This window comes from Pseudomonas sp. B14-6 (assembly GCF_013260315.1).
Lineage (GTDB): Bacteria > Pseudomonadota > Gammaproteobacteria > Pseudomonadales > Pseudomonadaceae > Aquipseudomonas > Aquipseudomonas mandelii.
The window spans coordinates 6262764-6288509 of sequence record NZ_CP053929.1 but is presented as its reverse complement, the minus strand read 5'-3'; the positions used below and the strand labels follow the sequence as shown (position 1 = coordinate 6288509).

At 58.9% G+C, this 25746-nt stretch carries 28 protein-coding genes and 1 pseudogene; 17 read left to right on the top strand and 12 right to left on the bottom strand.

Annotated elements, in window-relative coordinates; all coding sequences use genetic code 11:
- Positions 1-228: 228 nt before the first annotated feature.
- The 3 genes from HP062_RS28750 to HP062_RS28740 all read left to right on the top strand — a co-directional run bounded on the left by HP062_RS28750 (position 229) and on the right by HP062_RS28740 (position 2723).
- Positions 229-1608: a sodium:solute symporter gene (locus HP062_RS28750; RefSeq protein ID WP_077749135.1), complete on the top strand. Its 1380-nt coding sequence runs from the start codon at positions 229-231 to the stop codon at positions 1606-1608.
- Positions 1609-1693: 85 nt separating this feature from the next.
- Entirely contained in the window at positions 1694-2419 is a 726-nt protein-coding gene (locus HP062_RS28745; RefSeq protein ID WP_172792413.1) for an MBL fold metallo-hydrolase, read from the top strand.
- 52 nt (positions 2420-2471) lie between these two features.
- Complete coding sequence (locus HP062_RS28740; protein ID WP_010462011.1) at positions 2472-2723, top strand: hypothetical protein; 252 nt, start codon at positions 2472-2474, stop codon at positions 2721-2723.
- 195 nt (positions 2724-2918) lie between these two features.
- Here the strand turns inward: HP062_RS28740 and HP062_RS31250 are convergent, their stop codons facing one another.
- On the bottom strand, positions 2919-3047 hold the full coding sequence (locus HP062_RS31250; RefSeq protein ID WP_003184145.1) for a PA1414 family protein: 129 nt from the start codon (positions 3045-3047) through the stop codon (positions 2919-2921).
- A 139-nt stretch (positions 3048-3186) separates the two neighbouring features.
- Entirely contained in the window at positions 3187-4080 is an 894-nt protein-coding gene (locus HP062_RS28735) for a LysR family transcriptional regulator (protein WP_102594249.1), read from the bottom strand.
- Positions 4081-4183: 103 nt separating this feature from the next.
- On the opposite strand from HP062_RS28735, the gene HP062_RS28730 reads away from it, so the two are divergent.
- Positions 4184-5365 (top strand): MFS transporter, encoded by a 1182-nt coding sequence (locus HP062_RS28730; RefSeq protein ID WP_172792412.1) that lies wholly within the window; start codon positions 4184-4186, stop codon positions 5363-5365.
- On the opposite strand, the gene HP062_RS28725 is transcribed toward HP062_RS28730, so the two are convergent.
- The 3 genes from HP062_RS28725 to HP062_RS28715 form a co-directional block, all read right to left on the bottom strand.
- Positions 5310-6242: a DMT family transporter gene (locus HP062_RS28725; protein WP_010462021.1), complete on the bottom strand. Its 933-nt coding sequence runs from the start codon at positions 6240-6242 to the stop codon at positions 5310-5312. The two genes, HP062_RS28730 and HP062_RS28725, sit on opposite strands and share 56 nt — an antisense overlap.
- Positions 6243-6426: 184 nt before the next feature.
- Entirely contained in the window at positions 6427-6819 is a 393-nt protein-coding gene (locus tag HP062_RS28720) for a DUF2177 family protein (RefSeq protein ID WP_145308086.1), read from the bottom strand.
- A gap of 43 nt (positions 6820-6862) precedes the next feature.
- On the bottom strand, positions 6863-7699 hold the full coding sequence (locus HP062_RS28715; RefSeq protein WP_102594246.1) for a S1 RNA-binding domain-containing protein: 837 nt from the start codon (positions 7697-7699) through the stop codon (positions 6863-6865).
- Between the two features lie 352 nt (positions 7700-8051).
- Between HP062_RS28715 and HP062_RS28710 the strand changes: the two genes are divergently transcribed.
- The 3 genes from HP062_RS28710 to HP062_RS28700 all read left to right on the top strand — a co-directional run bounded on the left by HP062_RS28710 (position 8052) and on the right by HP062_RS28700 (position 10124).
- A complete protein-coding gene (locus tag HP062_RS28710) occupies positions 8052-8240 on the top strand; it encodes a hypothetical protein (RefSeq protein WP_017337097.1) in 189 nt (62 codons plus the stop codon).
- 220 nt (positions 8241-8460) lie between these two features.
- Entirely contained in the window at positions 8461-9177 is a 717-nt protein-coding gene (locus HP062_RS28705) for a TorF family putative porin (RefSeq protein ID WP_010462029.1), read from the top strand.
- Positions 9178-9254: 77 nt separating this feature from the next.
- On the top strand, positions 9255-10124 hold the full coding sequence (locus HP062_RS28700; RefSeq protein ID WP_172792411.1) for a DUF6279 family lipoprotein: 870 nt from the start codon (positions 9255-9257) through the stop codon (positions 10122-10124).
- A gap of 125 nt (positions 10125-10249) precedes the next feature.
- On the opposite strand, the gene HP062_RS28695 is transcribed toward HP062_RS28700, so the two are convergent.
- Positions 10250-10639 (bottom strand): transcriptional regulator, encoded by a 390-nt coding sequence (locus HP062_RS28695; protein WP_169856100.1) that lies wholly within the window; start codon positions 10637-10639, stop codon positions 10250-10252.
- Positions 10640-10815: 176 nt separating this feature from the next.
- Between HP062_RS28695 and HP062_RS28690 the strand changes: the two genes are divergently transcribed.
- A complete protein-coding gene (locus HP062_RS28690) occupies positions 10816-11550 on the top strand; it encodes a thioredoxin family protein (protein WP_172792410.1) in 735 nt (244 codons plus the stop codon).
- 4 nt (positions 11551-11554) lie between these two features.
- Here HP062_RS28690 and HP062_RS28685 read toward each other — a convergent pair whose 3' ends face one another.
- Entirely contained in the window at positions 11555-11884 is a 330-nt protein-coding gene (locus HP062_RS28685; RefSeq protein ID WP_172792409.1) for a hypothetical protein, read from the bottom strand.
- 143 nt (positions 11885-12027) lie between these two features.
- Between HP062_RS28685 and HP062_RS28680 the strand changes: the two genes are divergently transcribed.
- The 3 genes from HP062_RS28680 to HP062_RS28670 all read left to right on the top strand — a co-directional run bounded on the left by HP062_RS28680 (position 12028) and on the right by HP062_RS28670 (position 13759).
- Complete coding sequence (locus HP062_RS28680) at positions 12028-12303, top strand: hypothetical protein (RefSeq protein ID WP_172792408.1); 276 nt, start codon at positions 12028-12030, stop codon at positions 12301-12303.
- A gap of 259 nt (positions 12304-12562) precedes the next feature.
- Complete coding sequence (locus HP062_RS28675; RefSeq protein WP_010462038.1) at positions 12563-13147, top strand: papain-like cysteine protease family protein; 585 nt, start codon at positions 12563-12565, stop codon at positions 13145-13147.
- Positions 13148-13159: 12 nt separating this feature from the next.
- Positions 13160-13759: a hypothetical protein gene (locus HP062_RS28670; protein WP_145308088.1), complete on the top strand. Its 600-nt coding sequence runs from the start codon at positions 13160-13162 to the stop codon at positions 13757-13759.
- Between the two features lie 231 nt (positions 13760-13990).
- Here the strand turns inward: HP062_RS28670 and HP062_RS28665 are convergent, their stop codons facing one another.
- Positions 13991-15337, bottom strand: coding sequence for a DEAD/DEAH box helicase (locus tag HP062_RS28665; RefSeq protein WP_008153197.1), 1347 nt, complete (start codon positions 15335-15337; stop codon positions 13991-13993).
- A 193-nt stretch (positions 15338-15530) separates the two neighbouring features.
- Between HP062_RS28665 and HP062_RS28660 the strand changes: the two genes are divergently transcribed.
- Positions 15531-16829: a mechanosensitive ion channel family protein gene (locus HP062_RS28660; protein ID WP_172792407.1), complete on the top strand. Its 1299-nt coding sequence runs from the start codon at positions 15531-15533 to the stop codon at positions 16827-16829.
- Between the two features lie 40 nt (positions 16830-16869).
- On the opposite strand, the gene HP062_RS28655 is transcribed toward HP062_RS28660, so the two are convergent.
- The 3 genes from HP062_RS28655 to HP062_RS28645 all read right to left on the bottom strand — a co-directional run bounded on the left by HP062_RS28655 (position 16870) and on the right by HP062_RS28645 (position 19220).
- Positions 16870-17733 (bottom strand): carboxylate/amino acid/amine transporter, encoded by an 864-nt coding sequence (locus HP062_RS28655; RefSeq protein ID WP_172792406.1) that lies wholly within the window; start codon positions 17731-17733, stop codon positions 16870-16872.
- 335 nt (positions 17734-18068) lie between these two features.
- Complete coding sequence (locus tag HP062_RS28650; protein WP_172792405.1) at positions 18069-18668, bottom strand: FMN-dependent NADH-azoreductase; 600 nt, start codon at positions 18666-18668, stop codon at positions 18069-18071.
- A gap of 237 nt (positions 18669-18905) precedes the next feature.
- On the bottom strand, positions 18906-19220 hold the full coding sequence (locus HP062_RS28645; RefSeq protein ID WP_010462048.1) for a hypothetical protein: 315 nt from the start codon (positions 19218-19220) through the stop codon (positions 18906-18908).
- 49 nt (positions 19221-19269) lie between these two features.
- On the opposite strand from HP062_RS28645, the gene HP062_RS28640 reads away from it, so the two are divergent.
- The 5 genes and pseudogenes from HP062_RS28640 to aqpZ all read left to right on the top strand — a co-directional run bounded on the left by HP062_RS28640 (position 19270) and on the right by aqpZ (position 24552).
- Positions 19270-20226 carry a LysR family transcriptional regulator gene (locus HP062_RS28640; RefSeq protein ID WP_172792404.1) on the top strand — a complete coding sequence of 319 codons (957 nt, stop codon included), beginning with the start codon at positions 19270-19272 and terminating at the stop codon, positions 20224-20226.
- Positions 20207-21012, top strand: a pseudogene (locus tag HP062_RS28635) (alpha/beta fold hydrolase). The gene HP062_RS28640 and the pseudogene HP062_RS28635 overlap by 20 nt, the downstream one beginning before the upstream one ends.
- A 3-nt stretch (positions 21013-21015) precedes the next feature.
- Positions 21016-21576, top strand: a complete 561-nt coding sequence (locus HP062_RS28630; protein WP_010462054.1) for a peptidylprolyl isomerase A — start codon at positions 21016-21018, stop codon at positions 21574-21576.
- An 85-nt stretch (positions 21577-21661) separates the two neighbouring features.
- Entirely contained in the window at positions 21662-23494 is a 1833-nt protein-coding gene (locus HP062_RS28625) for an ABC transporter ATP-binding protein (protein WP_010462056.1), read from the top strand.
- Between the two features lie 362 nt (positions 23495-23856).
- A complete protein-coding gene (gene aqpZ / locus HP062_RS28620) occupies positions 23857-24552 on the top strand; it encodes an aquaporin Z (RefSeq protein WP_010462058.1) in 696 nt (231 codons plus the stop codon).
- Positions 24553-24567: 15 nt separating this feature from the next.
- Here aqpZ and HP062_RS28615 read toward each other — a convergent pair whose 3' ends face one another.
- The gene (locus HP062_RS28615; protein WP_010462060.1) at positions 24568-25692 is read right to left on the bottom strand and encodes a GNAT family N-acetyltransferase; all 1125 of its coding nucleotides are present in this window, start codon (positions 25690-25692) and stop codon (positions 24568-24570) included.
- Positions 25693-25746 lie beyond the last annotated feature (54 nt).

Genomic DNA, 25746 nt, shown 5'->3' with positions numbered 1-25746 from the left:
CAACACAAACGATGGTCAACGGACCTCTGTGGCGAGGGAGCTTGCTCCCGCTCGACTGCGCAGCAGTCGCAAAACAGGCGAATGGTGTTTCCCCTGAAGAAACGCGGTTGCAGGATTTGGGGCTGCTTCGCAGCCCAGCGGGAGCAAGCTCCCTCGCCACAAAAAGCGGACTGATTGCCACATTGATTTTCGCCTCACCATAAAAAAGACAATCGGAGACACGCCATCATGGCTTTGGATTTATTCGTCGTACTCATCTACGCCGCCGCGATGCTGATACTTGGCTACTTCGGCATGCGCAAGGCCAAGACCAACGAAGACTACTTGGTCGCCGGTCGCAACCTCGGCCCGAGCCTGTACATGGGCACCATGGCCGCCACCGTTCTGGGCGGCGCGTCCACCGTGGGCACCGTGCGCCTGGGCTACGTTCATGGCATCTCCGGTTTCTGGCTCTGTGCTGCACTGGGTTGCGGGATCGTCGCGCTGAACCTGTTCCTCGCCAAACCGCTGCTGAAGCTGAAGGTTTTCACCGTCACTCAAGTGCTGGAAAAGCGCTACAACCCAATGGCTCGTACCGCAAGCGCGAGCATCATGCTGGCCTATGCGCTGATGATCGGCGTGACCTCGATCCTGGCGATCGGCACCGTGCTGCAAGTGCTGTTCGGCCTTCCGTTCTGGATGTCGGTAATTCTCGGCGGTGGCGTGGTGGTGATCTACTCGGCCATCGGCGGAATGTGGTCGCTGACCCTGACCGACATCGTCCAGTTCGGTATCCAGACCGTAGGCCTGATGTTCCTGCTGCTGCCAATCTGCTTGTACCGAGTGGGTGGCTGGGATCAACTGGTTGCACAATTGCCGGCTGCCAGCTTCAGCTTCACCAGCATTGGCTGGGACACCATCATCACCTACTTCATGATTTACTTCTTCGGCATCCTGATAGGCCAGGATATCTGGCAACGGGTGTTCACCGCACGAAGCGAGAAAGTTGCGAAGTATGCCGGTACCACCGCGGGCATCTACTGCATCATCTACGGCCTGGTCTGTGCATTGATCGGCATGGCCGCTCACGTACTGATCCCGGATCTGGACAACGTCAATAACGCTTTTGCCGCTATCGTCAAAGTCTCGCTGCCGGACGGCATCCGTGGCTTGGTGATCGCGGCTGCCCTGGCAGCAATGATGTCCACCGCCAGCGCCGGCCTGCTCGCCGCCGCCACCACTCTGACCGAAGACCTGCTGCCGAAACTGCGCGGCGGCAAACAGTCGAGCCTGGGCATCAACCGCCTGTTCACCCTGCTGACCGGCATCGTGGTGCTGGGTATCGCGCTGGTGGTAAACGATGTGATCAGTGCCTTGACCCTGGCTTACAACCTGTTGGTGGGCGGCATGCTGATTCCGCTGATGGGCGCGATCTTCTGGAAACGCGCAACCACCGCCGGCGCTATCGCCAGCATGGGCATGGGCTTTGCCACTGCGCTGCTGTTCATGTTCAAGGACGGTATGGACGCCAACACTCCGATCTACTACAGCCTCGGCGTGGGCCTGGTGAGCTTCGTGGTGGTCAGCTTGCTGTCCCCTCGTCCGGCAACGATGGCCAGCGCCGCCTAAGCTGAACCTAACGACTTGATGCTTTCTTCGACGGGTGTGGCGTCGGTTGCCACACCCGTTTTTTTTCGTCTGGAGAAAACCTTTGATGAAGATTGTTTCGCGCGATCAGTGGTTCGAGGTCAAACAGCTCGGTGACGGCATACGGCTGATTCACGAGCCTTACATCCGGCCCTTCTATCGCTGCAACCTCTGGCACATTCAGGGCCGCGACAAGGACTTGCTGCTGGACAGCGGTTCCGGGTTGGTGAGCCTGCGCGAGCAGTTGCCGTGGATCACCGAGCGGCCGCTGGTGGCAGTGGCCAGTCATTGCCATTTCGACCACATTGCCGGTCATCACGAATTTCCCGAGCGCCTGGTGCATCCGGCCGAGGCCGACATCCTGGCGGCACCCGACGGCGAAAACGATTTGAGCCGGGCGTTTGTCGGCGACGAGATGTTCGAGGCGCACCCGGACTGCCCGTTGTGCTATGCCGAATATCGGGTCAAAGCCGCGCCGGCCACGGGGATGATTGAAGAAGGCGACGTGCTGGATCTGGGCAATCGCGTACTGCAGGTGCTGCATACGCCGGGGCATTCACCGGGCGGCATCAGCCTGTACGAAGCGGCAACCGAGACGCTGTTCAGCGGCGACATCATCTACGACGGCCCGCTGATCGAAGACGCCTACCACTCCAATCTCGACGACTACGCTCGCAGCCTGCAGCGCTTGCGCACGTTGCCGATCCGTACGGTGCACGGCGGGCATTTCGGGAGTTTTTCCGGGGAGCATTTGCGCACGATGATTGACGAGTGGCAGCGCTCACACACCTGAAGCCTGCTGTACTCAAGCTCAGGAACAACAATAACGCCCTCGAAGAACCACCATGAAAAGAGCTGCCGTTCGTGCCGCCGTGCATCGTTTCATCAGCCGCCTGCTGGAGGGTCAGGATGACTTCGACGACAACGCCAGCCTGGCGCAGTTGGGATTGGATAAACAGGATATCGAAGAGCTGATCTTCCATCTGGAGGATGAGCTGGGGTTGACGGCGTTTACGGCGGAAGAAGACCGTATGCTCAAGGATGCCAGGACGGCGAATGATTTGAGTCGGTTTTTGGTGGAGATTGGACGGCATTGAGTCCGAATGCCAAACGCACGCTCGTGGTGAACTGTGGCGAGGGAGCTTGCTCCCGTTCGGCTGCGCAGCAGTCGCCAATCCTGTCCGAGTATTCCCTGACAACTCTGAGGCTACCAAGGGGCGCTACGCGCCCCAGCGGGAGCAAGCTCCCTCGCCACAGAGGATTTGCCAGGTTTGAGCCAGTGCGGGTCAGACTTACCGACGGCGCGGCTGGCGTCGACGCTGTTCGTCGTCGGTGCGAATAGGAACAGGTTGCAGAGGCGGTTCGATCAAACCGAGTGCAACACCCAGATCGTGCAGCCAGTTTTGAATTTTCTCTTTCATGGTGCCCCCTTCAGGGTAGTGCCGAGCGGCTGAAATTCTGTAGCCCCTTCGCACTGATAATAGTCTGAAGTCCTACGCAATGCTCGGCCAAATCCGCAATGATCTGTTACTGAATTGATCAAAATACCTGACCGATAGTTCAAGCAATCGCCGAAGCCTGCATCGGCGCCGATGGATAGACCGCTTGTTGCTGTTCAATCCACGCGTTCAGGTTGGCCCCGACCATGCCTTTGCGCCACATCAACCAGGTCGTCGCGTGGGCAAACGGCTCCGCCAGCGGGTGCACCCCCACGCTTTCACGGCCCGGCAGGCTTGCCAGCATCGACTCCGACATCAGCGCCACGCCCGAGCCAGCAATCACACACGCCAGCATGCCCGGGTAAGACTCGATCTCCATCGCCCGGCCCATGGCCGCGTGGTCATGGGCAAACCAGGCTTCAAGACGCATGCGGTAGGAGCAGCCCTGACGAAAGGTAAACACCGAGCGCCCTTCCACGTCCATGGCGCTGCGGACCGGCGGGTGATCGGCCTCGCTGATCAGCACCAGCCGCTCGTCGCATAATGGCACACCGTCCAGACCGGCCAGCTCCAGCGGGCCATCCACCAAGGCCGCATCGAGACGACCGGTGAGCAAACCCTCAAGCAATTCACCGCTGGGCCCGGACTGCACTTGCAGGTTCACCGCCGGATACGTGCGGTGATAACGCGCCAGTAGTCCCGGCAAATGAATCGCCGCCGTGCTGTACATGGTGCCCAACACGAAGTCCCCGGCCGGTTGCCCGCCCTGCACTGCTGCCTGGGCTTCGTCGCGCAAGCTGAAGAGTTTGGCGGTGTAGTCCAGCAGGACTTTTCCCGCAGGTGACAGTTGCAAACGCTGACGCTCGCGGACGAAAAGCTCTACACCGAGCTGCTCTTCAAGTTGCTTGAGTCGCGTTGACAGGTTAGACGGCACCCGGTGCAACCGTTCGGCAGCACGGGTGATCGACCCCTCCTGCGCCACGGCCTGGAAAATCCGCAATTGGCTGAACTCCACGATATTCTCCAAATCAGAACAAGTTACTCACTATTATTCATTTTTAAAGAAAGTCAATCAGTCCTAGCCTGACGGTCATTGAGCCTTTACCGGAATTCAGACCATGTCTCCCTTGATTCGCTTACTCGCCAGTTTTATCGCCCTGATGATGGCCATGGGGATCGGGCGTTTCGCCCTCACACCGCAAATGCCGCACTTGCTCAGCGAAGGTCAGATCGACCTGACTGCCGCCGGTCTGATTGCGGCCGCCAACTACCTCGGCTACTTCGTCGGTGCCGTGGATGCCATGTTCTCTCGCCGTCCCGAACAGGTCCGTCGGCGACTGCTCGGTGGGTTGTGGCTGTGTGTGCTGCTGACACTGGCGTCGTTCTGGGCCAACGGGTTCTGGTCGCACCTGGTGCTGCGATTCGGTACCGGCGTGGCCAGCGCCTGGGTGCTGGTGATGATCACGGCGTTGAGCCAGCCACTGGCAGCGGCAGCCGGCAGCCCACGACTGGGCGCCCAGGTATTTGCCGGACCTGGTTTGGGGATTTTTCTCACAGGAATGTTGGCGTTGGGCTCGCACCTGCTCGGGCAGACGTCTGCCACCTTGTGGCTGGTGTATGCCGGTGTCGCATTGGCAATGCTGCTGGGGATTCTGCCGTTTTTGCCGCAATCGACCGCGACTGCGGTTGCCGCACCGAGCACAGCCACTTCGAACCAGCGAGGCATTGGTCGTCTAGGTGTGATCTACGGGTTGTACGGCTTGGGCTACATCATCCCCGCCACGTTCCTTTCGCAAATGGCCAGCGCACAGTTCCATGGCCAATGGCAGGCCGACCTGTTCTGGCCGTGCTTCGGTCTGGCGTCGGCTATCGGGGTGGTGCTGGTCAGCCTGCGTCGACAAACCCCGAATGGCACCCGCCACTGGCTGATGGTGACGTTGTGGCTGCAAGCCGCTGGTGTCTTTGCCTGTCTGTTGGGCAGCGGCTCGGGCCTGGCGCTGGGGGTGATTCTGTGCGGCACGCCGTTCCTGGCCTGCATGCAATTGGTGATGCAACGCTCCCGAGAACTGGCGCCCCACGCTACTCAACGCAACGCCGGGATGCTAACGGCCTGCTTTGCCGTGGGTCAGCTCGCCGGACCGTTGCTGGCAGCGCTGAGCAGCCATTTCAGTGGTGGTTTGCAGCCAGCGCTGGTGGTTGCCGGCAGCGGCTTGCTTGTCGCCGGTGGGTTGTTACTGCGTCCCGTCACTGCTGCCCCAGGGCTTTGCGCAAACGACGGCGAACCCACTGCTCAGCGCTGACAAACGTGATGCCCAACAACACCAGCACGGCACCGATGACGAAGTTCAGGCTCAACTCTTCACCCAGCAACACCACGCCGAATGTGACACCGAACAGCGGTGTCATGAACGAAAACACCGCCAGGTTCGCGGCCAGGTAACGGCGCAACAGCCAGAACCACGTCAGGTAGCTGAAGAACGACACGACCAATCCCTGGAACAGCACGCTCGCCACCGCCACGGTGGTCAGGCTGACGTGGGTCACCTGACCGCTGAGGATCGCGATCAGCAGCAGCCCAACGAAACCGACGATCAGTTGGTAAAAGAGGGTCAACGTGACCGGGGCTTCCGACAGTCGCGAGGCACGCACCACCACCGTGGTCGCGCCCCAGGATGCCCCGGCCAGTACGCCCAACGCATCGCCCATCAACATGCGGTGGTCGAGGTTGTCCCAGGACACGCCGCCAGCAAACGCGATGGCGATCCCGACGAAGGCGAGGAAAATCCCCAGCCATTGCACCGGCCTCAGACGTTCGCTCGGCAGCAGCCAGTGCACGCCCAACGCGGTAAAAATCGGCGCGGTATAAAGGAACACCGACATATGCGCTGCCGTGGTCAGTTGCAAACCTTCGGAAATGAAAAAGAACTCCAGACCAAACAACGCACCGGCCAACAAGCCACCGCGCCAGGTGCTGCTGACTTGGTCCCAGCCACCCTTCCAGCAGATCAACAGTCCTACAAGCAACGCGGAAATACCCGACCGCCCCGCCGCTTGCATGACCGGAGCGATGTCGGGCGCCGCCCATTTGATCATCACCTGCTGCACGCCCCAGATCAGGCACAACCCGACCATCACTTGCAGGGCAAACCCATCGGCGCTACGCCGGCTGGCGCTCACCGGAACACCTCGACAACAACAAACATGGCAGTGACTCGACAGTAAAAACAAAGCCCCGGCCTGCTTGCTGAACAAACGGTGTCGGGGCGAAAAGTTATGCTGTCGATTATTAACCAAACGGCCAGAAAATGCCGCCTGGACGGGACGTTTAAATTCCCGATTGCGTCATTGCAGGCAACGAGGATCACTGCACTTTTCGCGCAACCCAATACCCGACCGTGCAGGCAATGCAGGTGGCCAACGTGCCCCAGGCCATGTCCATCAACGCCAACTGCGCCGACCATCCGTTCAAGGTTGCCCAGTTACTCAGGTCATACGTGCCGTAAGCCACCAGACCCAATAGCGCGCCCAGCACCGAAGCTCGTCGCCAGGTCTTCGCCGGCAACACCACGAACACCACGCAACCCAAGACATAAAGAAGATAGAACACCGCTGCCGGGGCCAGCAGCGGTTGGTCGAGCATCAGCGGACCGAGCAGCGCCCGATAAGTCGGCGCCATCAGCACGCCCAGCCATAGGCCGTCGAGCACAAGAAACGCGAGCAAGGTGCCCGCGTAGGCAAACAGCCCTTTTTTCATAACCCGCCCCTCTGTAATCGTTCTATATGGGGCCGGAGCGAGGTCAGCTTAGTTCAATGCGATCCGCATGAATGACGATCTGGCCATTTTTGTACAGCGCACCGATAGCCTTCTTGAAGTTGCCTTTGCTGACACCAAACAGGCTGGTGATCACGGTCGGGTCGCTCTTGTCGCTGACCGGCAGGGTGCCGTTGTTTTCACGCAACTTGGCGAGGATCTTCGAGTTGAGGCTGGTGGCGGCTTCTTCGCCCACCGGTTGCAGGCTCAGGCTGATCTTGCCGTCGGTACGGACTTCTTTGATAAAGCCTTTCTCTTCCTTGCCGGCGCGCATGAACTTGAAGATTTCGTTCTTGTGAATCAGGCCCCAGTGCTTGTTGTTGATGATTGCCTTGAAGCCCATGTCGGTCGCTTCGGCCACCAGCAAATCAACTTCCTGGCCAGGCGTGTAGCTGGCGGGGGTCTTGTCGAGGTAGCGGTCCAGGCGCGCCGTCGCGGTGATGCGGCGAGTGTGCTTGTCGAGGTAGACGTGCACCACGACATATTCGCCGGCCGTCATCTGGCGTTTTTCTTCGGAGTACGGCAGCAGCAAATCCTTCGGCAGGCCCCAATCCAGGAAAACACCGATGCTGTTGACCTCAACGACTTTCAAACTGGCGAATTCACCGACCTGAACTTTCGGCTTTTCGGTAGTTGCGATGAGTTTGTCATCGCTGTCCAGATAAACAAAAACGTTGAGCCAATCTTCATCTTCGCTGGGAATATCTTTGGGAATATAACGATTAGGCAGGAGGATTTCGCCATCCGCGCCACCGTCAAGATATAAACCGAAGTTAGTGTGTTTAACCACTTGCAAACTGTTGTAGCGCCCGACTAAAGCCATTTCCAATACCCTCATTGCGTGGGCGGCATTCTACCCGTTTTTCCGTGCGGCGTTCCCGTGGCCAGCCCGGTGACACCAGAAATTCTTCTGAAGGCCTTAATTTTCCTGGGTTTTGCCTTGGGTATTTGGCCGCTCGTCAGGCCGAACGGGCGATCGTCACCCTCGCCAGCGGATCTGAAACCTGTGTTTTTCTACCGTCGTTCTTATTTAAAACAGCAGCTTAGGAACGTGTTTCGAATAATAGCTTGTGATTAATGACGCCCCTGCAATGTGTATTTTGAGGGGATATTAGCCAAGCAATTGTCAAGTATTTCCTGTACGATGCCTGGCCAAGTTAATTTTCTACAGGTTAATGGCCGCCATGCGTGTAAAAGCATCCAACAGCAAAGCAAAGCCAGCTCCAGCCGTTGAAACCAGCGAATCGATCAACAACCAGATCGCTGCGTTCCTCAAGTCCGGCGGCGAGATCCAGCAAATTGCCAAAGGCGTGAGCGGCCAGACGTTCGGCCCGTCCAAGCAGATCACTTTGGGCAAGAAGTAACACTCCCCCAAAGATCCGCCGCGTCACCTGGTCCGTAAGCGCTTTGAGCTTCGAAGCGCTTGGACTGGAACCTCCCCGCAACACCCCGCCAAACACATCAATATTTCAAAAATCGACGAACGGCCTTCAATGCCGAGCATTCGCCGGTATGCTTGCACACGTCTAGATCAAGCGTTTCAGTAGGTTTTTGTTCCTGCTCCTCGCGGTCATGGAGTGACGCATGCTCAAACCCTCCCATTTATTGCTCGGCACCCTGCTGTCGTGTTCGGTCGCCAACGCGCAAATCTTCCAGCGTGAATTGGGCGATTTCGATCTCAAACTCGGCACCACCCCCAGCCGCAGCATGGCCCAAGGGCTGGTCAAGCCCGCCAGCACCGGTTCGTTCCACGGTGGTCTCGACCTGAGCCATGACAGTGGCTTTTACGCGGGGCAATGGGCGCCGAGCATGGGTTTATCCCCTGGGGCCAACCTTGAAGTCGACTCCTACCTGGGCTTTAAACAGCCTTTCGATAATACCCTCGGGTACGAAGTCGGCATGATCCATTACAGCTACCCGAAAGTGGACACCCTCGACAGCCAGGAGTTTTTCGGTGGCCTGACCTTTCTCGGCAGCCGTTTCGGCGCAGCCTTCAGCAACGACCCGGACAAACAGAACAGCACCGTCTTCGCCGACCTGGGCGGCAATCAGCCGTTCGGCATCGGGATCAGCATGAAATACACCACCCACCAACTCAACACGCCAGCGTCCGTCGACGGCGGCTATATCGGCAGTTTTACCGATTGGTCGGTGCAACTTTCCCGGCCGTTCATGGGTGTCGACCTCAACCTGATCTACAGCGACTCAAGCCTCAGCGGCAGCGACTGTTCCGCCTACTCCGGGCACAACAGCCAGTGCGACGGGTTGGTCACCCTCAAGGCCGAGCGCCCCTTCTATTGATCGGCTGAACTGCCGGGCCCATTCTGCGTTCACATAAGAATCCACTAAAGAAGCCAGATCTTCGCAAGGATTCGCCCATGTCGCGCTGGTTAAAGTATCTAGCCCTCATCATCACGCTCAGCCTGGCCCTTGGCGCCTGTAGCCGCGTGGGCCTGGCCTATCGCAACCTCGACGTGATCATTCCGTGGACGCTCAGCGATTACCTGGACATGAACGGCGAACAAAAAGGCTGGTTCAACGAGCGCCTCAAGGAACACCTGAGCTGGCACTGCACCACGCAACTGCCGGGCTACCTTGACTGGCTGGACCGCTTGCAGGCGATGGTCGAGACCAACCAGGTCACCGACGACGCGCTGCAAATCCGCACTCAGGAAGCCAAGGACGCCATCGCACAGACCGCCCGGGAAATCACCCCTTCGGCCATCGAATTGTTACAGGGGCTGGATGACAAGCAAGTCGCTGAAATGAACGACGCCTTCGCCAAGGATCAGCGCAAGCGCCAAGACGATTACGTCAAACCGACGCTCGATCAGCAGATCAAGGAACGTAGCGAGCGCATGCAAAAACGCCTGAATGACTGGCTGGGCCCGCTCAGCCCGACTCAGAGACAACGGGTGGTGACATGGTCGAACGCCTTGGGTGACCAGAACACGCAATGGATCGCCAACCGAGCGCATTGGCAGAAGCAATTCAGTGCGGCCGTTGCGCAGCGTCAGAGTCCGGAATTCCCACAGAGAATCGAGACGCTTCTGGTGAATCGTGAGAGTTTATGGACGCCGGCGTACCGTCAGGCCTATGCCAACACTGAAGCGCAAGCACGAGGATTGTTCGTGGATTTGATGGCCGAGAGTACGCCGCCTCAACGTCAGCGGCTGTTGAAAAAGATTGAAGGGGTGCGCAAGGACTTCAACGATTTGAAATGCCTGAAAGCCGCGCAACAAGGCTAAGCCCAACACAGGTCAAAATGTGGGAGTGAGCCTGCTCGCGATGATGGAGTATCAGACAACGACGATGTCGACTGACACTCCGCAATCGCGAGCAGGCTCACTCCCACATTGGTTTCAGGTGGTCTTCAGGCAATCTGCGCCTTCGACGCCACCTCATCAAACGTCAGCTCATCCAGCGCATCTTCCTGCTCATCCAACACCTGCCGCGGATGGTCATTACCCGGAATGCTGCTGTCGATCAGGCTCAACAAGCTCGAGCCACGCGGCGTCAAAATGTAATTGGAGCCGGTGCCGCCCTGCTCTTCGGGTCGAGGCTCGATATAACCGCGCGCCAGCAATAATTTTTCGTACTCGCCGGCCACAGCCTTGAGGTGATCGAGGTTTTCAGTCGCTTCGCCTTCCGACGCTTTCTCCGCCGCATGCTGCTCGGCATACGGGCGCGGCGTGAAACTGGCCTCACCGCGTTGCACTTCGTGCAGCAAGCGTTCAATCAAATCCCAGTTGTAAGTGGTCATCCTGATTCAACCTCCAAAGCCTGTGAGAGAGGGCCTTCTTAAGTTGTGACCGGCACCGCGCGCAGCCGTTCAACCGAGTTTTTTGCGGCTGCCGACCGACGGCATGTCGAATTGGACGCAGGTCAAACGACTAGGCTCTGTAAGTCACCTCCCAGCCTTGCGAAGGAGAAAACCTGATGAACGTTCAGAATCATCCCGTCGTGTCCCGCGAAGATTGGCTCGCCGCCCGCAAACAACACCTGGCCCACGAAAAAGCCTTCACAAAGGAACGGGACAAACTCAGCGCCGAACGCCGCGCCCTGCCCTGGGTGAAAATCGACAAGGATTACCACTTCCAGGGCCCCCAAGGCGAACTGAAACTCGCCGACCTGTTCGGCGGCCGCAGCCAGTTGGTCATCTACCACTTCATGTTCGCCGCCGGATGGGACGAAGGCTGCCCCGGCTGCTCGTTCCTGTCCGACCACATCGATGGCGCCAACCAGCATCTGGCCCATCATGACGTGGCAGTGGTCGCAGTTTCTCACGCACCGTTCGCCGAATTCCAAGCCTTCAAACGGCGTATGGGCTGGAAATTCGATTGGGTATCGTCAGAAGGCTGCGATTTCAACTACGACTTTGGCGTTTCCGCCCGAGCCGAAGACGTCGCTGCCGGCAAAGCCACCTACAACTACGAAAAATCCGACGGCGCCGAAGAAGAACTCCCTGGCCTCAGCGTGTTTTATCGCAATGAAGCGGGAGAAATCTTTCACACCTATTCCACCTATGCCCGGGGCCTGGACATGTTGGTCGGGGCCTATAACTACCTCGACCTGACGCCCAAGGGCCGTAATGAAGAGGAGATCATGGAGTGGGTGCAGCACCACGACAAATACGAAGACAAGGCGTCATCCAGCTGCTGCCACGGGGGATAGTGCGCTAGAACACATAACAACTTTCAGGCCGCGATGTCTCGAACCGCCACGACCGGATCACACCATCGGCCGTGGTGTACACCGAGTAACTGCAATCGAATAGCCAGTTGAAGTAGTAACGATTGCCATCGCCCTCGACCACTCGTTCATAGCGGTGTTCGTGATTGTTTGGGGACCACAGCATGAGCTGACAGCGAGCATCGCAAGGTTTGTTTTCGAGATCGGGCATCGGCTGCCCGACCAGGCTGTTGGCGCTGTCGATCCATGCTGAACGAGAAGGTCCGCAAGCTGATAGCGACAGGAAAAGTACCATCAACACTGCTTTTGGAAGCATGTTCGATCCTTGGGCACAGGAAACAGGGGGGGAAAGGCTAAGCATCCACGAAATCCCGGTCGATCCACCACTGCGCCGCTGAACTTTTGCCGTACTTCGGCCCTCAACCGGTTAACCCGTCTTAACCCGGACTGAGGCTCACAATGAAAACCCTGCTGAAACTCACCCTCGTCACCACTCTCACCTGCGCCCTCCCTGCCTGGGCCTGCACTCCCGAAGAAGCCACCGCCAAGCGCGAACAACTGGCCAAGGAAGTGACCAAACTCACCGAGCAGAACCCGGCCAAGGCCAAAGAGATCAACGCCGAGCTGCAGAAGATGGATTTGGGCACCGCCAGCGCGGATCTTCCCGACAAATGCCAGCTGATTGATCAGCGGCTGAAAGAGCTGAAGACGGCGGACAAAAAGGCCGAGAGCTGAAACCAGGGATTGGCGCCTTCGGTCACTCCTACGCAAAAATGACGCTTCTTCCGGCGCTGCCAAAGGCGCCGTCCTTTCGATCTGGAATTTGCACTAGTGCATTTAATTATTTGCACATACGCATATATCTGCCTAAGGTTACCCCGAGCCCGAATCGGAGCCGGCCATCCAACATGGCAAACCGCATACGCCGATCGCTCAGCCACACCGCTACATACCCACTAGCTGGACGCTAGTTTTCACTCATGGAGGATTGAAAATGTTAACCACTGAAGCCACGTCATTCACCGGCGAAACCCTGCCAAGGTGCCTGACCGGTCATCTGCTCAACCCGCAACTGTCCGATGTCGAATCGGCTGCCCCCCTCAGCGCACTGGCTGCTGCCAGCCTCAACTTCACAATGCAGAAGCAAACCCAGACCAACTGGTGCTGGGCGGCGGTTTCCGCCTCGGTCGGCAACTATTACGGCACCGGGTCCTGGACCCAATGCGGCGTGGCCACCACCGCGCTGGACCGCAACTGCTGTAATCAACCGGGGCCGTGCAACGTGTATGGCTATCTGGATACAGCCCTGAGGATCACCCGCAGTTTCAACGGTATGAATCAGGGTTCGCTGCAGATGTCGGCCATCCAGAACCAGATCAACATGGGCCGACCGATCGGTTTGCGCTGTGCCTGGTTCGGTGGCGGTGCGCACTTCCTGACGATCTATGGCACCAACGGCAACTACGTGCTGGTCGCAGACTCGATCTACGGCTACTCGACCCGAGCGTTGAACTCCTTCCCCGGTTCTTACAACGGCGGCGGCAACTGGACCAACACTTACTTCACCGTTAAAAACTAGGAGGGCGACATCATGCAACTGACTTATCCAAAGGCGCCTTCCAACGGCGTACAGACATTGCGTCCGGCGCTGCAAGCCGCCCTGCAAACCCAAGGCTTCGGCGTCAATCGCCAGTTTGCCAACGCCACGCCCGGCAACATCAGCCTGAGCGAGGCCTACCGTGGTTACTCGCTCAGCCTGGAGGACGTGAGCCAGGGCAAAGGCCTGAAAGACGCCAAAGTCGGCGATTGGCATTACCTGGTGTTTTCCAATGGCGTGACGATTGCCGATGCGCAATTGGCCGACGTCCGCGGCCATGTCGAGTTCGCCTCGCTGAACCACGGGGCCATCGCCGCTGCGACGGTCGGGGCGTTGAAACTGGCGGAACAGTCGCCGCAACTGCAGGGTAAAACCGTTGAGCTGCGGGTGCTGTTTGTTTCGGCGCTGCACTTGGTGGCGATCTGGCTGCATGCCGACACTGAAGACGTGCTGATCCCGATTGAGCCGACGCCAAAGGAACTGGCGGTCACACGGTTGTACGGCGAGGCCGAGCTGCTCACGCTACTCAAACCGAAGGCTGATCAAGCCAAACAACGTTTTGATGCGGACACCAGTGGGCTATTGGGGAGCTGACAAACGCTGGAGATAAAAAAACCCGGACACTTGTCCGGGTTTTTATTGGATCGCTACGGCTAAAACCAGTCAGTCAGAAGCAACACGGATCCTGTGGCGAGGGAGCTTGCTCCCGCTGGACTGCGCAGCAGTCCCTTCTTTTCAGGGCCGCTTCGCGCCTCAGCGGGAGCAAGCTCCCTCGCCACAAGGTTTTGTGTTCGCCATACCTATCCTAACTGACCTGACAACGCCTTATTCAGCAGCCGGTGCTTCCGGCTTGCGGCGCTTGAGCGGCGCCATGCCGTCCTTGCTGACCAGCGACAGGGCGTCGGTCTTCGGGCGGTTGGCGATCTTGCGCTTGGTCGGGGCCTTGGCGCCGGTTTTCTTCTTGTCGCCCTTGGCGTCGACCTTTTTCTTCTTCACGCCAACGGCTTTGCCCGAGGCCTTGACCTTTTTCGGTCCGCCGTAGGTGCCTTTGACTTCCTTGATGGTGCGGCGCTCGAAGCTCTGCTTGAGGTAGCGCTCGACGCTCGACATCAGGTTCCAGTCGCCGTGGCAGATCAGCGAGATGGCCAGGCCATCGTTGCCGGCGCGGCCAGTACGACCGATACGGTGAACGTATTCGTCGCCGCTGCGCGGCATGTCGAAGTTGATCACCAGGTCCAGGCCTTCCACGTCGAGGCCGCGAGCGGCGACGTCGGTGGCGACGAGGATTTTCACACCGCCCTGCTTCAGGCGGTCGATGGCCAGCTTGCGGTCTTTCTGGTCTTTGTCACCGTGCAGCACGAACGCTTTGTATTCCTGCGCCACCAGGCGGCCGTAGATGCGGTCAGCCATGGCCCGGGTGTTGGTGAACACGATAGCCTTCTGATAGGTCTCGTTGGCCAACAGCCAGTTGACGATCTGTTCTTTGTGCTGGTTGTGGTCAGCGGTGATGATCTGCTGACGGGTGGTCGCGTTCAGATCGCTGACGTTGTTCAGCTGCAAGTGTTCCGGGTTGTTCAGGACCTTGGCGACCATCTCGCGCAAGCCCGAACCGCCGGTGGTGGCCGAGAACAGCATGGTCTGCTGACGGTTGGTGCATTCTTCCACCAGACGCTGCACGTCTTCGGCAAAGCCCATGTCGAGCATGCGGTCGGCTTCGTCGAGGACCAGCACTTCAACTTCTTTCAAGTCGAGGTTGCCGGCGTTCAGTTGCTCGATCATCCGGCCCGGCGTACCGATCAGGATGTCCGGCACTTTGCGCAGCATGGCGGCCTGGACCTTGAAGTCTTCACCACCGGTGATCAAACCGGACTTGATGAACGTGAACTGAGCGAAGCGCTCGACTTCCTTGATGGTCTGCTGGGCCAGCTCGCGGGTCGGCAACAGGATCAGGGTCTTGATGCTGACGCGGACTTTGGCCGGGCCGATCAGACGGTTGAGGATCGGCAAAACGAATGCAGCGGTCTTGCCGCTACCGGTTTGCGCTGTCACCCGCAGGTCACGCCCTTGGAGCGCCAGCGGAATAGCCGCTGCTTGCACAGGCGTTGGCTCGACAAATTTAAGCTCGGCCACGGCTTTGAGCAGGCGTTCGTGCAGGGCGAATTGGGAAAACACGGGTGCTACCTCGAAGAAATACAAAAAAACAGCTGCATAGGGTAACGGTTTCGAGCGCCGAGGCCGAGTTTCTTTATGCAAACGGCGGTAAACAGTGGCTTTTTTGTTGCCTGATTTGTCTCAAAACGTCATGCAAAGCGTCTTAGATGCTCTAATCGCCCCGTCGCGTCCTACAGAAGAACCGGTTTTACCCATGGATATCAAACAGCTCTGGCTCAACGCCCAAGACCTCTGGGGTGCCCTCGATCAGCACCCGCTCCTGCATTCCAGCCTGGCACTGATCCTGCTGCTGGTGGTGGCGCTGGTCCTCGGACGAGTGGCGCGCTACCTCATTATTCATGCGACCAAAATGCTTGGCCGGCAACCGGCCTTGCACTGGGTCAACGACTTTCGGCATAACAAGGTCTTTCATCGCCTGGCACAGATGACGCCGTCGCTGGTGATCCAGTTCGGCCTGCACCTGGTGCCGGGGCTGAGCAAGACCAGCCTGATATTCCTCGGTAACGTCGCGCTGGCGTTCACCATTCTGTTCCTGATGCTGTCGGTCAGCGCCCTGCTCAGTGCCCTGCTGGACATCTACGCGCGCACCGAACATGCCCGTACCCGGTCGATCAAAGGCTACGTGCAACTGACGAAAATGGTCCTGTACGTGTTTGGCGCGATCATCATCGTCGCCACGCTGATCGACCGTTCGCCCCTGTTGCTGCTGTCCGGCCTGGGCGCCATGTCGGCAGTGATTCTGTTGGTCTACAAGGACACGCTGCTGTCGTTCGTCGCCAGCGTGCAACTGACCAGCAACGACATGCTGCGGGTCGGCGACTGGATCGAGATGCCGCAAGTCGGTGCCGACGGTGACGTGGTGGATATCACGCTGCACACGGTGAAAGTGCAGAATTTCGACAAGACCATCGTCTCGATACCGACCTGGCGCCTGATGTCCGAGTCGTTCAAGAACTGGCGCGGCATGCAGCAGTCCGGCGGACGACGGATCAAGCGCAGCCTGTTCATCGATGCCAGCGGCGTGCGATTCGTCCGCGACGACGAAGAGTTGAAACTGAGCCAGGTGCATCTGCTCACCGACTACATCGGCCGCAAACAGGCGGAGCTCAAGGCCTGGAACGAGGCGCAGGGCAATGTCGCAGCGATGTCGGCCAACCGTCGGCGGATGACCAACATCGGGACGTTCCGCGCCTATGCGCTGGCCTATCTGAAGAGTCATCCGGAGGTTCAGCCGAGCATGACCTGCATGGTCCGCCAGATGCAAACCACCGCGCAGGGTATTCCGCTGGAAATCTACTGTTTCACCCGCACTACGGCGTGGGCAGATTACGAGCGGATTCAGGGGGATATTTTCGATTACCTGCTGGCGGTGCTGCCGGAGTTCGGATTGAGCCTGTATCAGCAGCCGAGTGGTGGGGACTTGCGGAGCGGGTTACTTCCGGCAGTTTTAGGCGCGGGCCATATACCCGAGCCCGAAAAACACATCATGTAGCCCACCGAACTGATCGCTCCCACGCTCCGCGTGGGAATGATCACGCGATAGCTGGCCTGCGTACACCCAACCGACTGATCCACACCGCCATCAAAATCACCGATCCGCCAAAGAACAACCGCCCTAGTTCTTCATGCTGATTCCAGATCAACAGATTGATCAGCAACCCCACCGGCACATGCAGGTTGTTCATCACCGCCAATGTTCCACCGTTCACCATACAGGCGCCCTTGTTCCACCAGTACAACCCCAACGCGGTCGAGACCAGGCCGAGGAACACCAACACACCCCATTGCAGCGGCGCCTCCGGCAGGAAATTCTGTTTGCCGAACATCAGAAATGCCGGTAATGCCACCGCCAGCGCGCCCAGGTAAAAGTAGCCGAAGCGTCGGTAATGCGGCAGATCGCTCGGGTAACGCGCCACCAGATGTTTATATAGCACTTGCCCGGCGGCGTAGGTGAAGTTGGCCAGTTGCAGCAGCAGGAAGCCCATGAAGAAATCCGGGTTGATCCGGTCGTAACGAATCACCGCCGCACCGAGCACCGCCACCAGTGCGGCCACCAGCGCCCACGGATTGAAGCGCCGATTCAAGGCATCTTCGATCAGGGTCACGTGCAGAGGTGTGAGGATGGTGAACAGCAACACTTCCGGCACCGTCAGCACCCGGAAGCTCAGGTACAGGCAGACGTAGGTCACGCCGAACTGCAACGCGCCGATCAACAGCATGCCGCGCATGAACGCCGGCTCAACCGAACGCCAGCGCGTCAACGGGATAAATACCAGCCCGGCCAACAAAACCCGCACCAGCACCGCGAAGTAACTGTCGACATGACCGGCCAGGTATTCGCCGATCAGACTGAAGGAAAACGCCTGGATCAGCGTGACAAAAAGTAGATAGCCCATGCTCGCCTCGTTTCGAATGGCGGCGACGATAGCGGGTTTTGCTGGCAATCACGAGAACACATCGATTCCTGTAGGAGCGAAGCTTGCTCGCGAAGACGCTGTGTCAGCCGCTATCTATGTTGGATCTGACACCGTCTTCGCGAGCAAGCTTCGCTCCAGGTTCGAGTTCAACCCCAAAAATCCCAGGCAAAAAAAAGCCCGATCTCGCTAAAGCGTTCAATCGGGCGACAGCACTCAGGAGCAACAAGTGCAAAGGGAGGTTCGATGCGCGTAAAGCCTTGAAGGGGTTGCGCCAGGCCACTTGAACATCAAGGGATTATCTGGCGATTAAAGCCTCAGGCCACCTGGGAAAGCTTGGCGTTGGCCTGGTTCAAGCCTTTCTCCTGGAAGTCACCGCCCAGGTTCATGCCTTCGGCGTGAATGAAGGTCACGTCGTGAATCCCGATGAAACCCATCACCTGACGCAGGTACGGTTCCTGGTGATCGGCGGTGCTACCGGCGTAGATCCCGCCGCGAGCAGTCAGCACGTAGGCGCGCTTGCCGCTGAGCAAACCTTGCGGGCCGGTCTCGGTGTACTTGAAAGTCACGCCGGCACGCAGCACATGGTCGAGCCAGGCTTTAAGGGTGCTGGGGATGGCGAAGTTGTACATCGGCGCGGCCATGACCAGCACGTCAGCGGCCAACAGTTCGTCGGTCAACTCGTTGGAGCGTTCCAGGGAGACCTGTTCGATTTCGCTGCGCTGTTCGGCGGGTTTCATCCAGCCGCCCAGCAGATTGATGTCCAGGTGCGGCACCGGGTTGACGGCGAGGTCACGCACGGTGATCTGGTCGTTCGGGTGAGCGGCTTTCCACTGGCTGACGAACGTCTGGGTCAACTGACGGGAAACCGAGTCTTGCTGACGTGCGCTGCTTTCGATGATCAGAACGCGTGACATGGGATGTAGGCTCCATCTGAGAATGCTGTAAGGCGATGGAGTGAAGGTTAAACAGAGTCATATCGATGAAAAAGCGCAAATAACTGCTATAACCCATCAATAAATTCGTTTATAAGCTGATCATGCCCTGCACCTGCAGGAGCGAGGCTTGCCCGTGAAGGGGCCGGTGTCATTCAACATCCATGTCGATTGGCACACCGTCTTCGCAGGCAAGCCTCGCCCCTACAGGGTTTTATGTCATTTGGGGGTGCAGCTCAGGTTGATGCGCATCTTGATAATGGTGCGGGTGAACTTGGCGGTGGCATTTTTGTGTTTGCCAGCGGCCACTTCGATAGAGCGGGTGCGCGGCGCTTCCGGGCCATTGTTGAAAACCACCTTGCAGATCGCATCGGTATCGCCGTAGTTGTTGACCTGAATGGATGCGATGTCGTTATCCGTGTCGTGGGCGTTGTAGTCGATCTTCATGCCGTTGAGGTTTTTCTCCACATCAATCGGGTAAGCAAACGCAGTCAGCGGCAGCAGCGCCAGCACCAAACAACAGAATTTTTTCATTCAGCAGTCTCCAATAAGGACTGCCAGCTTAGGACAAGAGGAGCTATTCATGAAAGCGCCCCGCGTGACCCTTGATCAATGGCGAACATTACAAGCCGTGGTCGACCACGGCGGTTTCGCCCAGGCCGCCGAAGCGCTGCACCGCTCGCAATCGTCGGTGAGCTACACCGTGGCGCGTATGCAGGACCAGCTCGGCGTGCCGCTGCTGCGCATCGACGGCCGCAAAGCGGTGCTGACCGAAGCCGGCGGCGTGTTGTTGCGACGCTCGCGGCAACTGGTGAAACAGGCCAGCCAGCTGGAAGACCTGGCCCACCACATGGAGCAAGGCTGGGAAGCGGAAGTGCGGCTGGTGGTCGATGCGGCTTACCCGAGCGCCCGCCTCGTCCGCGCGTTGACCGCGTTCATGCCGCAGAGCCGTGGTTGCCGGGTGCGTCTGCGCGAAGAAGTGTTGTCGGGCGTTGAAGAAGTACTGCTCGAAGGCGTGGCCGACCTGGCCATCAGTGGTTTCAGCATTCCGGGCTACCTGGGTGCGGAGTTGAGCGACGTCGAGTTTGTCGCGGTCGCCCACCCCGAACACGCCTTGCATCGCCTCAACCGCGAACTTAATTTCCAGGACCTTGAAAGCCAGCTGCAAGTGGTCATCCGCGACTCCGGTCGCCAGCAGCCACGAGACGTCGGCTGGCTCGGCGCCGAACAGCGCTGGACCGTCGGCAGCCTGGCCACCGCGGCGACGTTTGTCAGCAGTGGCCTGGGTTTCGCCTGGCTGCCCCGGCACATGATCGAACGCGAACTCAAGGAAGGCACGCTCAAGCTGCTACCGTTGGACCAGGGCGGCAGCCGCAACCCGAGTTTTTATCTGTATTCGAACAAGGAAAAACCCTTGGGCCCGGCGACACAAATCCTGATCGAACTGCTGCGCACCTTCGACACCGCGCCGCTGGATGCGCCGTTCGCCGCCCTGAACAAGCCTGACACGGAGTATCCGCATGGCCTATTTCGAACATGAAGGTTGCAACCTGCACTATGAGGAATACGGTCACGGCACGCCGTTGCTGCTGGTCCACGGGCTGGGTTCCAGTACCCTGGACTGGGAAAAGCAGATCCCGGCGCTGTCAGCCCATTACCGTGTAATCGTTCCGGATGTGCGCGGTCACGGCCGCTCCGACAAACCCCGGGAGCGTTACAGCATTGCCGGGTTCAGCGCCGACCTGGTCGCCCTGATGGAACACCTGAACCTCGGCCCCACGCATTACGTGGGCTTGTCCATGGGCGGCATGATCGGTTTTCAACTGGCCGTGGATCAGTCGCACATGCTTAAAAGCCTGTGCATCGTCAACAGTGCGCCGGAGGTCAAGCTGCGCACCCGCGACGATTACTGGCAGTGGTTCAAACGCTGGAGCCTGATGCGTGCCCTCAGTCTGGGCGCCATCGGCAAGGCCTTGGGTGCCAAGCTGTTCCCCAAACCCGAACAAGCTGATTTGCGCCAGAAAATGGCCGAGCGCTGGGCAAAAAACGACAAACATGCTTATCTCGCCAGCTTCGATGCCATTGTTGGCTGGGGTGTTCAGGAACGACTTTCCAAAGTCGCCTGTCCAACCCTGATCGTCACCGCCGACCGCGATTACACGCCGGTCTCGCTGAAGGAAACCTACGTAAAACTGCTGCCCGATGCGCGGCTGGTGGTGATCGCCGATTCCCGCCACGCCACCCCGCTGGATCAACCCGAACGCTTCAACCAAACCCTGCTCGAGTTTCTCACCGCAGTCGACACCCCCTCACTCAGGATCACTGACCCATGCTGAAAAAAATTGCCCTCGTCGCCGGCTCCGTTCTGTTTGCCGCCAACCTGATGGCCGCAACGCCCGCCGCCAAGGCGCCGCACGTATTGCTGGAAACCACCAACGGCCAGATCGAAATCGAACTGGACCCGGTCAAGGCACCGATCAGTACCAAAAACTTCCTTGATTACGTCAACAGCGGCTTTTACAACAACACGATTTTCCACCGCGTGATTCCTGGCTTCATGGTCCAGGGCGGTGGTTTCACTCAACAGATGCAGCAAAAAGAAACCAAGGCGCCGATCAAGAACGAATCCAAAAACGGCCTGCATAACGTGCGTGGCACGCTGTCCATGGCCCGCACCTCGAACCCGGATTCGGCCACCAGCCAGTTCTTTATCAACGTCAAGGACAACGACTTCCTCGACCAGGGCGATGGCTATGCCGTGTTCGGTAAAGTCGTCAAAGGCATGGATGTGGTGGACATCATCGTCAATTCCCCGACCACCACCAAAGGCGGCATGAAAGATGTGCCGGCCGACTCTGTTTTCATCAAGTCGGCCAAAGTGATCAACTAATCTGCACAGGAGTGCTTGAGCGGCTGCCGGCATCCGGCGCCGCTCATATCGTTTAAAGGAGAGCCCGCGCGCGGGCGGAGAACTGATGCTTTATCGCCGTTTCGAGAAACTGATCGACATATTCCGCGACGCTCCGACGGCGGCTCCGCCAGATCGGGTTCTCCCCTTCTATACCTATTACTTGAAGCAGGTCTGGCCGAGTTTCGCCGCCCTGCTGATTGTCGGCCTGTTCGCCTCCTTGATCGAAGTCGCGCTGTTCAACTACCTGAGCCGCATCATCGACCTGGCCCAAGGCACGCCGAACCCCGATTTCTTCCAGGACCACGCACTTGAACTGACCTGGATGGTGGTAGTGACCCTGGTTCTGCGACCGATTTTCTTCGGTCTGCACGACCTGCTGGTGCACCAGACGCTGAACCCTGGCATGACCAGCCTGATTCTCTGGCAGAACCACCGCTATGTCCTCAAACAGAGTCTGAACTTCTTCCAGAACGACTTCGCCGGGCGCATCGCCCAGCGCATCATGCAGACCGGCAACGCCCTGCGCGATTCCGCCGTGCAAGCGGTGGATGCCCTGTGGCATGTGCTGATCTACGCCATCAGCGCGCTGGTGCTGTTTGCCGAAGCAGACTGGCGCCTGATGATCCCGCTGACGACCTGGATCGCCGGGTTCATCGGCGCGCTTTATTACTTCGTGCCGCGGGTCAAGGACCGCTCGGTGCAATCCTCCGATGCGCGCTCCAAACTCATGGGACGGATCGTCGACGGCTACACCAACATCACCACCTTGAAGTTGTTCGCCCATACCAACCATGAACAGCAATACGCCAAGGAAGCCATCAAGGAGCAAACCGAAAAAGCCCAACTGGCCGGGCGCGTGGTCACCAGCATGGACGTGGCCATCACCAGCATGAACGGCCTGCTGATCGTCACCACCACCGGCCTGGCCCTGTGGCTGTGGACGCAGTCGCTGATCTCGGTGGGCGCGATTGCCCTGGCGACTGGCCTGGTGATTCGTATCGTCAACATGTCCGGCTGGATCATGTGGGTGGTCACTGGCATCTTCGAAAACATTGGCATGGTCCAGGACGGTTTGCGGACCATCGCCCAACCGGTCAGCATCACTGACCGCGATCAGGCCAAACCGCTGGCCGTGCCCCGAGGCGAAGTGCGTTTCGAGCACGTGGATTTTCACTACGGCAAGAAGAGCGGAATCATTGGCGACCTTAACCTGACGATCAAGCCCGGTGAGAAAATCGGCTTGATCGGGCCATCCGGTGCCGGCAAATCGACCCTGGTCAACCTGCTGCTACGCCTCTATGACGTGCAGGGCGGGCGAATCCTCATCGATGGGCAGAACATCGCCGAAGTCGGCCAGGAAAGCCTGCGCGAGCGCATCGGCATGATCACCCAGGACACCTCGTTGCTGCACCGTTCGATTCGCGACAACCTGCTTTACGGCAGACCCGATGCCACCGACGCCGAGCTGTGGGAAGCGGTGCACAAGGCGCGCGCCGATGAGTTCATTCCGTTGCTGTCGGACGCCGAAGGCCGTACCGGTTTCGATGCGCACGTGGGTGAGCGCGGGGTGAAACTCTCCGGCGGCCAGCGTCAGCGGATTGCGATTGCTCGTGTGCTGCTCAAGGACGCACCCATCCTGATCATGGACGAGGCGACCTCGGCGCTGGACTCGGAAGTCGAAGCGGCGATCCAGGAAAGCCTGGAAACCCTGATGCAAGGCAAAACCGTGATCGCCATCGCCCACCGACTCTCGACCATCGCCCGGATGGACCGGCTGGTGGTGCTGGAAAAAGGCAAGATCGCCGAAACCGGCACCCACGCCGAACTGCTGGCGCATGGTGGATTGTATGCGCGGCTGTGGCAGCACCAGACGGGTGGGTTTGTCGGTATCGACTGATATCGTGAGATCACCATCGAACCTGTGGGAGTGAGCTTTTGTGGCAAGGGAGCTTGCTCCCGCTCGGCTGCGCAGCAGTCGTAATTTCAGGCAGCCTGGTTTTTCTGACACAGTGGAGTTTTTGCCATAGGGACAGCTTCGCTGTCCAGCGGGAGCAAGCTCCCTCGCCACAAGCGCCCTCTAAATCCACCAAAAAACCGCCACAGCCTGCTAACCACAGGCCCTGGCGGTTTTTTGTGGCCGCTGGAAATCCGCAGAAACCCTGCTGTACTCAGCCAAGGTTCTGGAGATGAGCCTGTCGTAAGTCTGCAGGATGCATCACGCGATACAGTCTCGATAGGTCGCCTATCAAGGACGCTCTCATGTCGCTGTTCAAACGTTCTGTCACTGAGTTGTTAGGTACGTTCTGGCTGGTATTGGGGGGTTGCGGCAGTGCGGTGCTCGCCGCCTCTTCGCCCCTCGGGATCGGGGTGCTGGGTGTGGCCATTGCGTTTGGTCTCACCGTGTTGACCATGGCCTTCGCCATCGGCCATATCTCCGGTTGCCACCTCAACCCTGCCGTCTCCGTCGGCCTGTGCGTCGGCGGTCGGTTCCCGGCGCGGGAGTTGCCCGCGTACATCATCGCCCAGGTGATTGGCGCCATTATCGCCGCCGCGCTGATCTACTACATCGCCAGCGGCAAGGAAGGCTTCGACCTCTCCGCCGGCCTGGCGTCCAACGGCTACGGCGAACACTCCCCGGGCAAGTACTCGATGGCCGCGGGCTTTGTCTGTGAACTGGTGATGACCGCAATGTTCGTGCTGATCATCCTCGGTGCCACCGACAAACGCGCGCCCGCCGGGCTTGCACCGATTGCCATCGGCCTGGCCTTGACGCTGATTCACTTGATCTCGATTCCCGTCACCAACACTTCGGTCAATCCGGCCCGCAGCACCGGTCCGGCGCTGATGGTCGGTGGCTGGGCCATCGCGCAATTGTGGATGTTCTGGGTGGCACCGCTGTTGGGCGCGGTGATCGGCGGCGTGACCTATCGCTGGCTAGGCAAGGAAGGCACTTGAGGCCACGGGCGAGGATCATGCTTGCCGATAAGGCAACGCGGTCCTCGCTTCCTCGGCATAGGCCAACACCCCAAGACGCTCCTGGTGAAGGAAGTCTTTGACCGCGGCTTTCAGTCCCGGATGACGCAGATAGTGCCAGGAATGGGTGATCACCGGTTCGAACCCGCGAATCAGCTTGTGTTCGCCCTGGGCGCCGGCGTCAAAACGCTGGAAGCCATTGGCAATCGCGTAGTCCATGCCCTGGTAGAAGCAGGTCTCGAAATGCAGGCGGTCGAACTCCGCCAGGCAGCCCCAGTAACGCCCGTAAAAACTGTCGCCGCCCACCAGACTGAAGGCCATGGCCACGGGTCGTGAACCTTGCTTGGCCAACACCACGCGAATGGCTTCGGGCATGCGCTCGGCCAACAGACTGAAAAATTCCCGCGTCAAATAGGGCCGTTGCCTACGCACTGCGTAGGTATTGGCGTAGCAGGCATAGACAAAATCCCACTGCGCCTGATCCAGTTGCTTGCCTTCCAGCCATTCGAACTCAATACCCTGCCCCGCCACTTGCTCGCGCTCTTTGCGCATCTGTTTGCGTTTGCGCGAACTGAGGACGTCGAGGAAGTCTTGAAAGTCCCGATATCCGCGATTCTGCCAGTGGTACTGACAGCCGATCCGCTGCAACCAGCCGGGTTGTTCGGCCAATGCCGCATCGGTGAAAGGGTCTGTGAAGTTGATGTGGGCGCTGGAGAGTTCTTCGATTTCAAGGTAGCCCGGCAGGCTCTTCAGTAGTTCAAAACCGTCCTCGACATTACGCGCCAGCAACCGTGGCCCACTGACCGGGCTGAACGGCACGGCGGTCAACAGCTTCGGGTAATAGTCGATGCCGGCACGCTCGCAGGCATCGGCCCAGGCGTGATCGAACACGTACTCGCCGTAGGAATGCCACTTGCGGTAACTGGGTAACGCGGCGATCAGACGCCCTTCTTCGAGGTGCAACAGATGCTCGGGCTGCCAGCCGGAATGGGGGCCGAGGCTGCCGCTGTCTTCCAGTGCACTGAGGAAGGCATGGCGTAGAAACGGCTGATTCTCCGGCACCAGGGCATCCCACGTGCGCGGACCAATATCGGACAGGCTTTCCAGACGTTGCAGCGGCATTGACACCCTCTCGACTTCTTCGCGTAACAGCCCGGCGAGTATCGCCTATCGCCC

Coding starts and splice junctions, on each gene's coding strand:
- HP062_RS28750 (WP_077749135.1), top strand. CDS start 229: ATGGCTTTGGATTTATTCGTCGTACTCATCTACGCCGCCGCGATGCTG.
- HP062_RS28745 (WP_172792413.1), top strand. CDS start 1,694: ATGAAGATTGTTTCGCGCGATCAGTGGTTCGAGGTCAAACAGCTCGGT.
- HP062_RS28740 (WP_010462011.1), top strand. CDS start 2,472: ATGAAAAGAGCTGCCGTTCGTGCCGCCGTGCATCGTTTCATCAGCCGC.
- HP062_RS31250 (WP_003184145.1), bottom strand. CDS start 3,047: ATGAAAGAGAAAATTCAAAACTGGCTGCACGATCTGGGTGTTGCACTC.
- HP062_RS28730 (WP_172792412.1), top strand. CDS start 4,184: ATGTCTCCCTTGATTCGCTTACTCGCCAGTTTTATCGCCCTGATGATG.
- HP062_RS28720 (WP_145308086.1), bottom strand. CDS start 6,819: ATGAAAAAAGGGCTGTTTGCCTACGCGGGCACCTTGCTCGCGTTTCTT.
- HP062_RS28715 (WP_102594246.1), bottom strand. CDS start 7,699: ATGGCTTTAGTCGGGCGCTACAACAGTTTGCAAGTGGTTAAACACACT.
- HP062_RS28710 (WP_017337097.1), top strand. CDS start 8,052: ATGGCCGCCATGCGTGTAAAAGCATCCAACAGCAAAGCAAAGCCAGCT.
- HP062_RS28705 (WP_010462029.1), top strand. CDS start 8,461: ATGCTCAAACCCTCCCATTTATTGCTCGGCACCCTGCTGTCGTGTTCG.
- HP062_RS28700 (WP_172792411.1), top strand. CDS start 9,255: ATGTCGCGCTGGTTAAAGTATCTAGCCCTCATCATCACGCTCAGCCTG.
- HP062_RS28695 (WP_169856100.1), bottom strand. CDS start 10,639: ATGACCACTTACAACTGGGATTTGATTGAACGCTTGCTGCACGAAGTG.
- HP062_RS28690 (WP_172792410.1), top strand. CDS start 10,816: ATGAACGTTCAGAATCATCCCGTCGTGTCCCGCGAAGATTGGCTCGCC.
- HP062_RS28685 (WP_172792409.1), bottom strand. CDS start 11,884: ATGCTTCCAAAAGCAGTGTTGATGGTACTTTTCCTGTCGCTATCAGCT.
- HP062_RS28680 (WP_172792408.1), top strand. CDS start 12,028: ATGAAAACCCTGCTGAAACTCACCCTCGTCACCACTCTCACCTGCGCC.
- HP062_RS28675 (WP_010462038.1), top strand. CDS start 12,563: ATGTTAACCACTGAAGCCACGTCATTCACCGGCGAAACCCTGCCAAGG.
- HP062_RS28670 (WP_145308088.1), top strand. CDS start 13,160: ATGCAACTGACTTATCCAAAGGCGCCTTCCAACGGCGTACAGACATTG.
- HP062_RS28660 (WP_172792407.1), top strand. CDS start 15,531: ATGGATATCAAACAGCTCTGGCTCAACGCCCAAGACCTCTGGGGTGCC.
- HP062_RS28655 (WP_172792406.1), bottom strand. CDS start 17,733: ATGGGCTATCTACTTTTTGTCACGCTGATCCAGGCGTTTTCCTTCAGT.
- HP062_RS28650 (WP_172792405.1), bottom strand. CDS start 18,668: ATGTCACGCGTTCTGATCATCGAAAGCAGCGCACGTCAGCAAGACTCG.
- HP062_RS28645 (WP_010462048.1), bottom strand. CDS start 19,220: ATGAAAAAATTCTGTTGTTTGGTGCTGGCGCTGCTGCCGCTGACTGCG.
- HP062_RS28640 (WP_172792404.1), top strand. CDS start 19,270: ATGAAAGCGCCCCGCGTGACCCTTGATCAATGGCGAACATTACAAGCC.
- HP062_RS28630 (WP_010462054.1), top strand. CDS start 21,016: ATGCTGAAAAAAATTGCCCTCGTCGCCGGCTCCGTTCTGTTTGCCGCC.
- HP062_RS28625 (WP_010462056.1), top strand. CDS start 21,662: ATGCTTTATCGCCGTTTCGAGAAACTGATCGACATATTCCGCGACGCT.
- aqpZ (WP_010462058.1), top strand. CDS start 23,857: ATGTCGCTGTTCAAACGTTCTGTCACTGAGTTGTTAGGTACGTTCTGG.
- HP062_RS28615 (WP_010462060.1), bottom strand. CDS start 25,692: ATGCCGCTGCAACGTCTGGAAAGCCTGTCCGATATTGGTCCGCGCACG.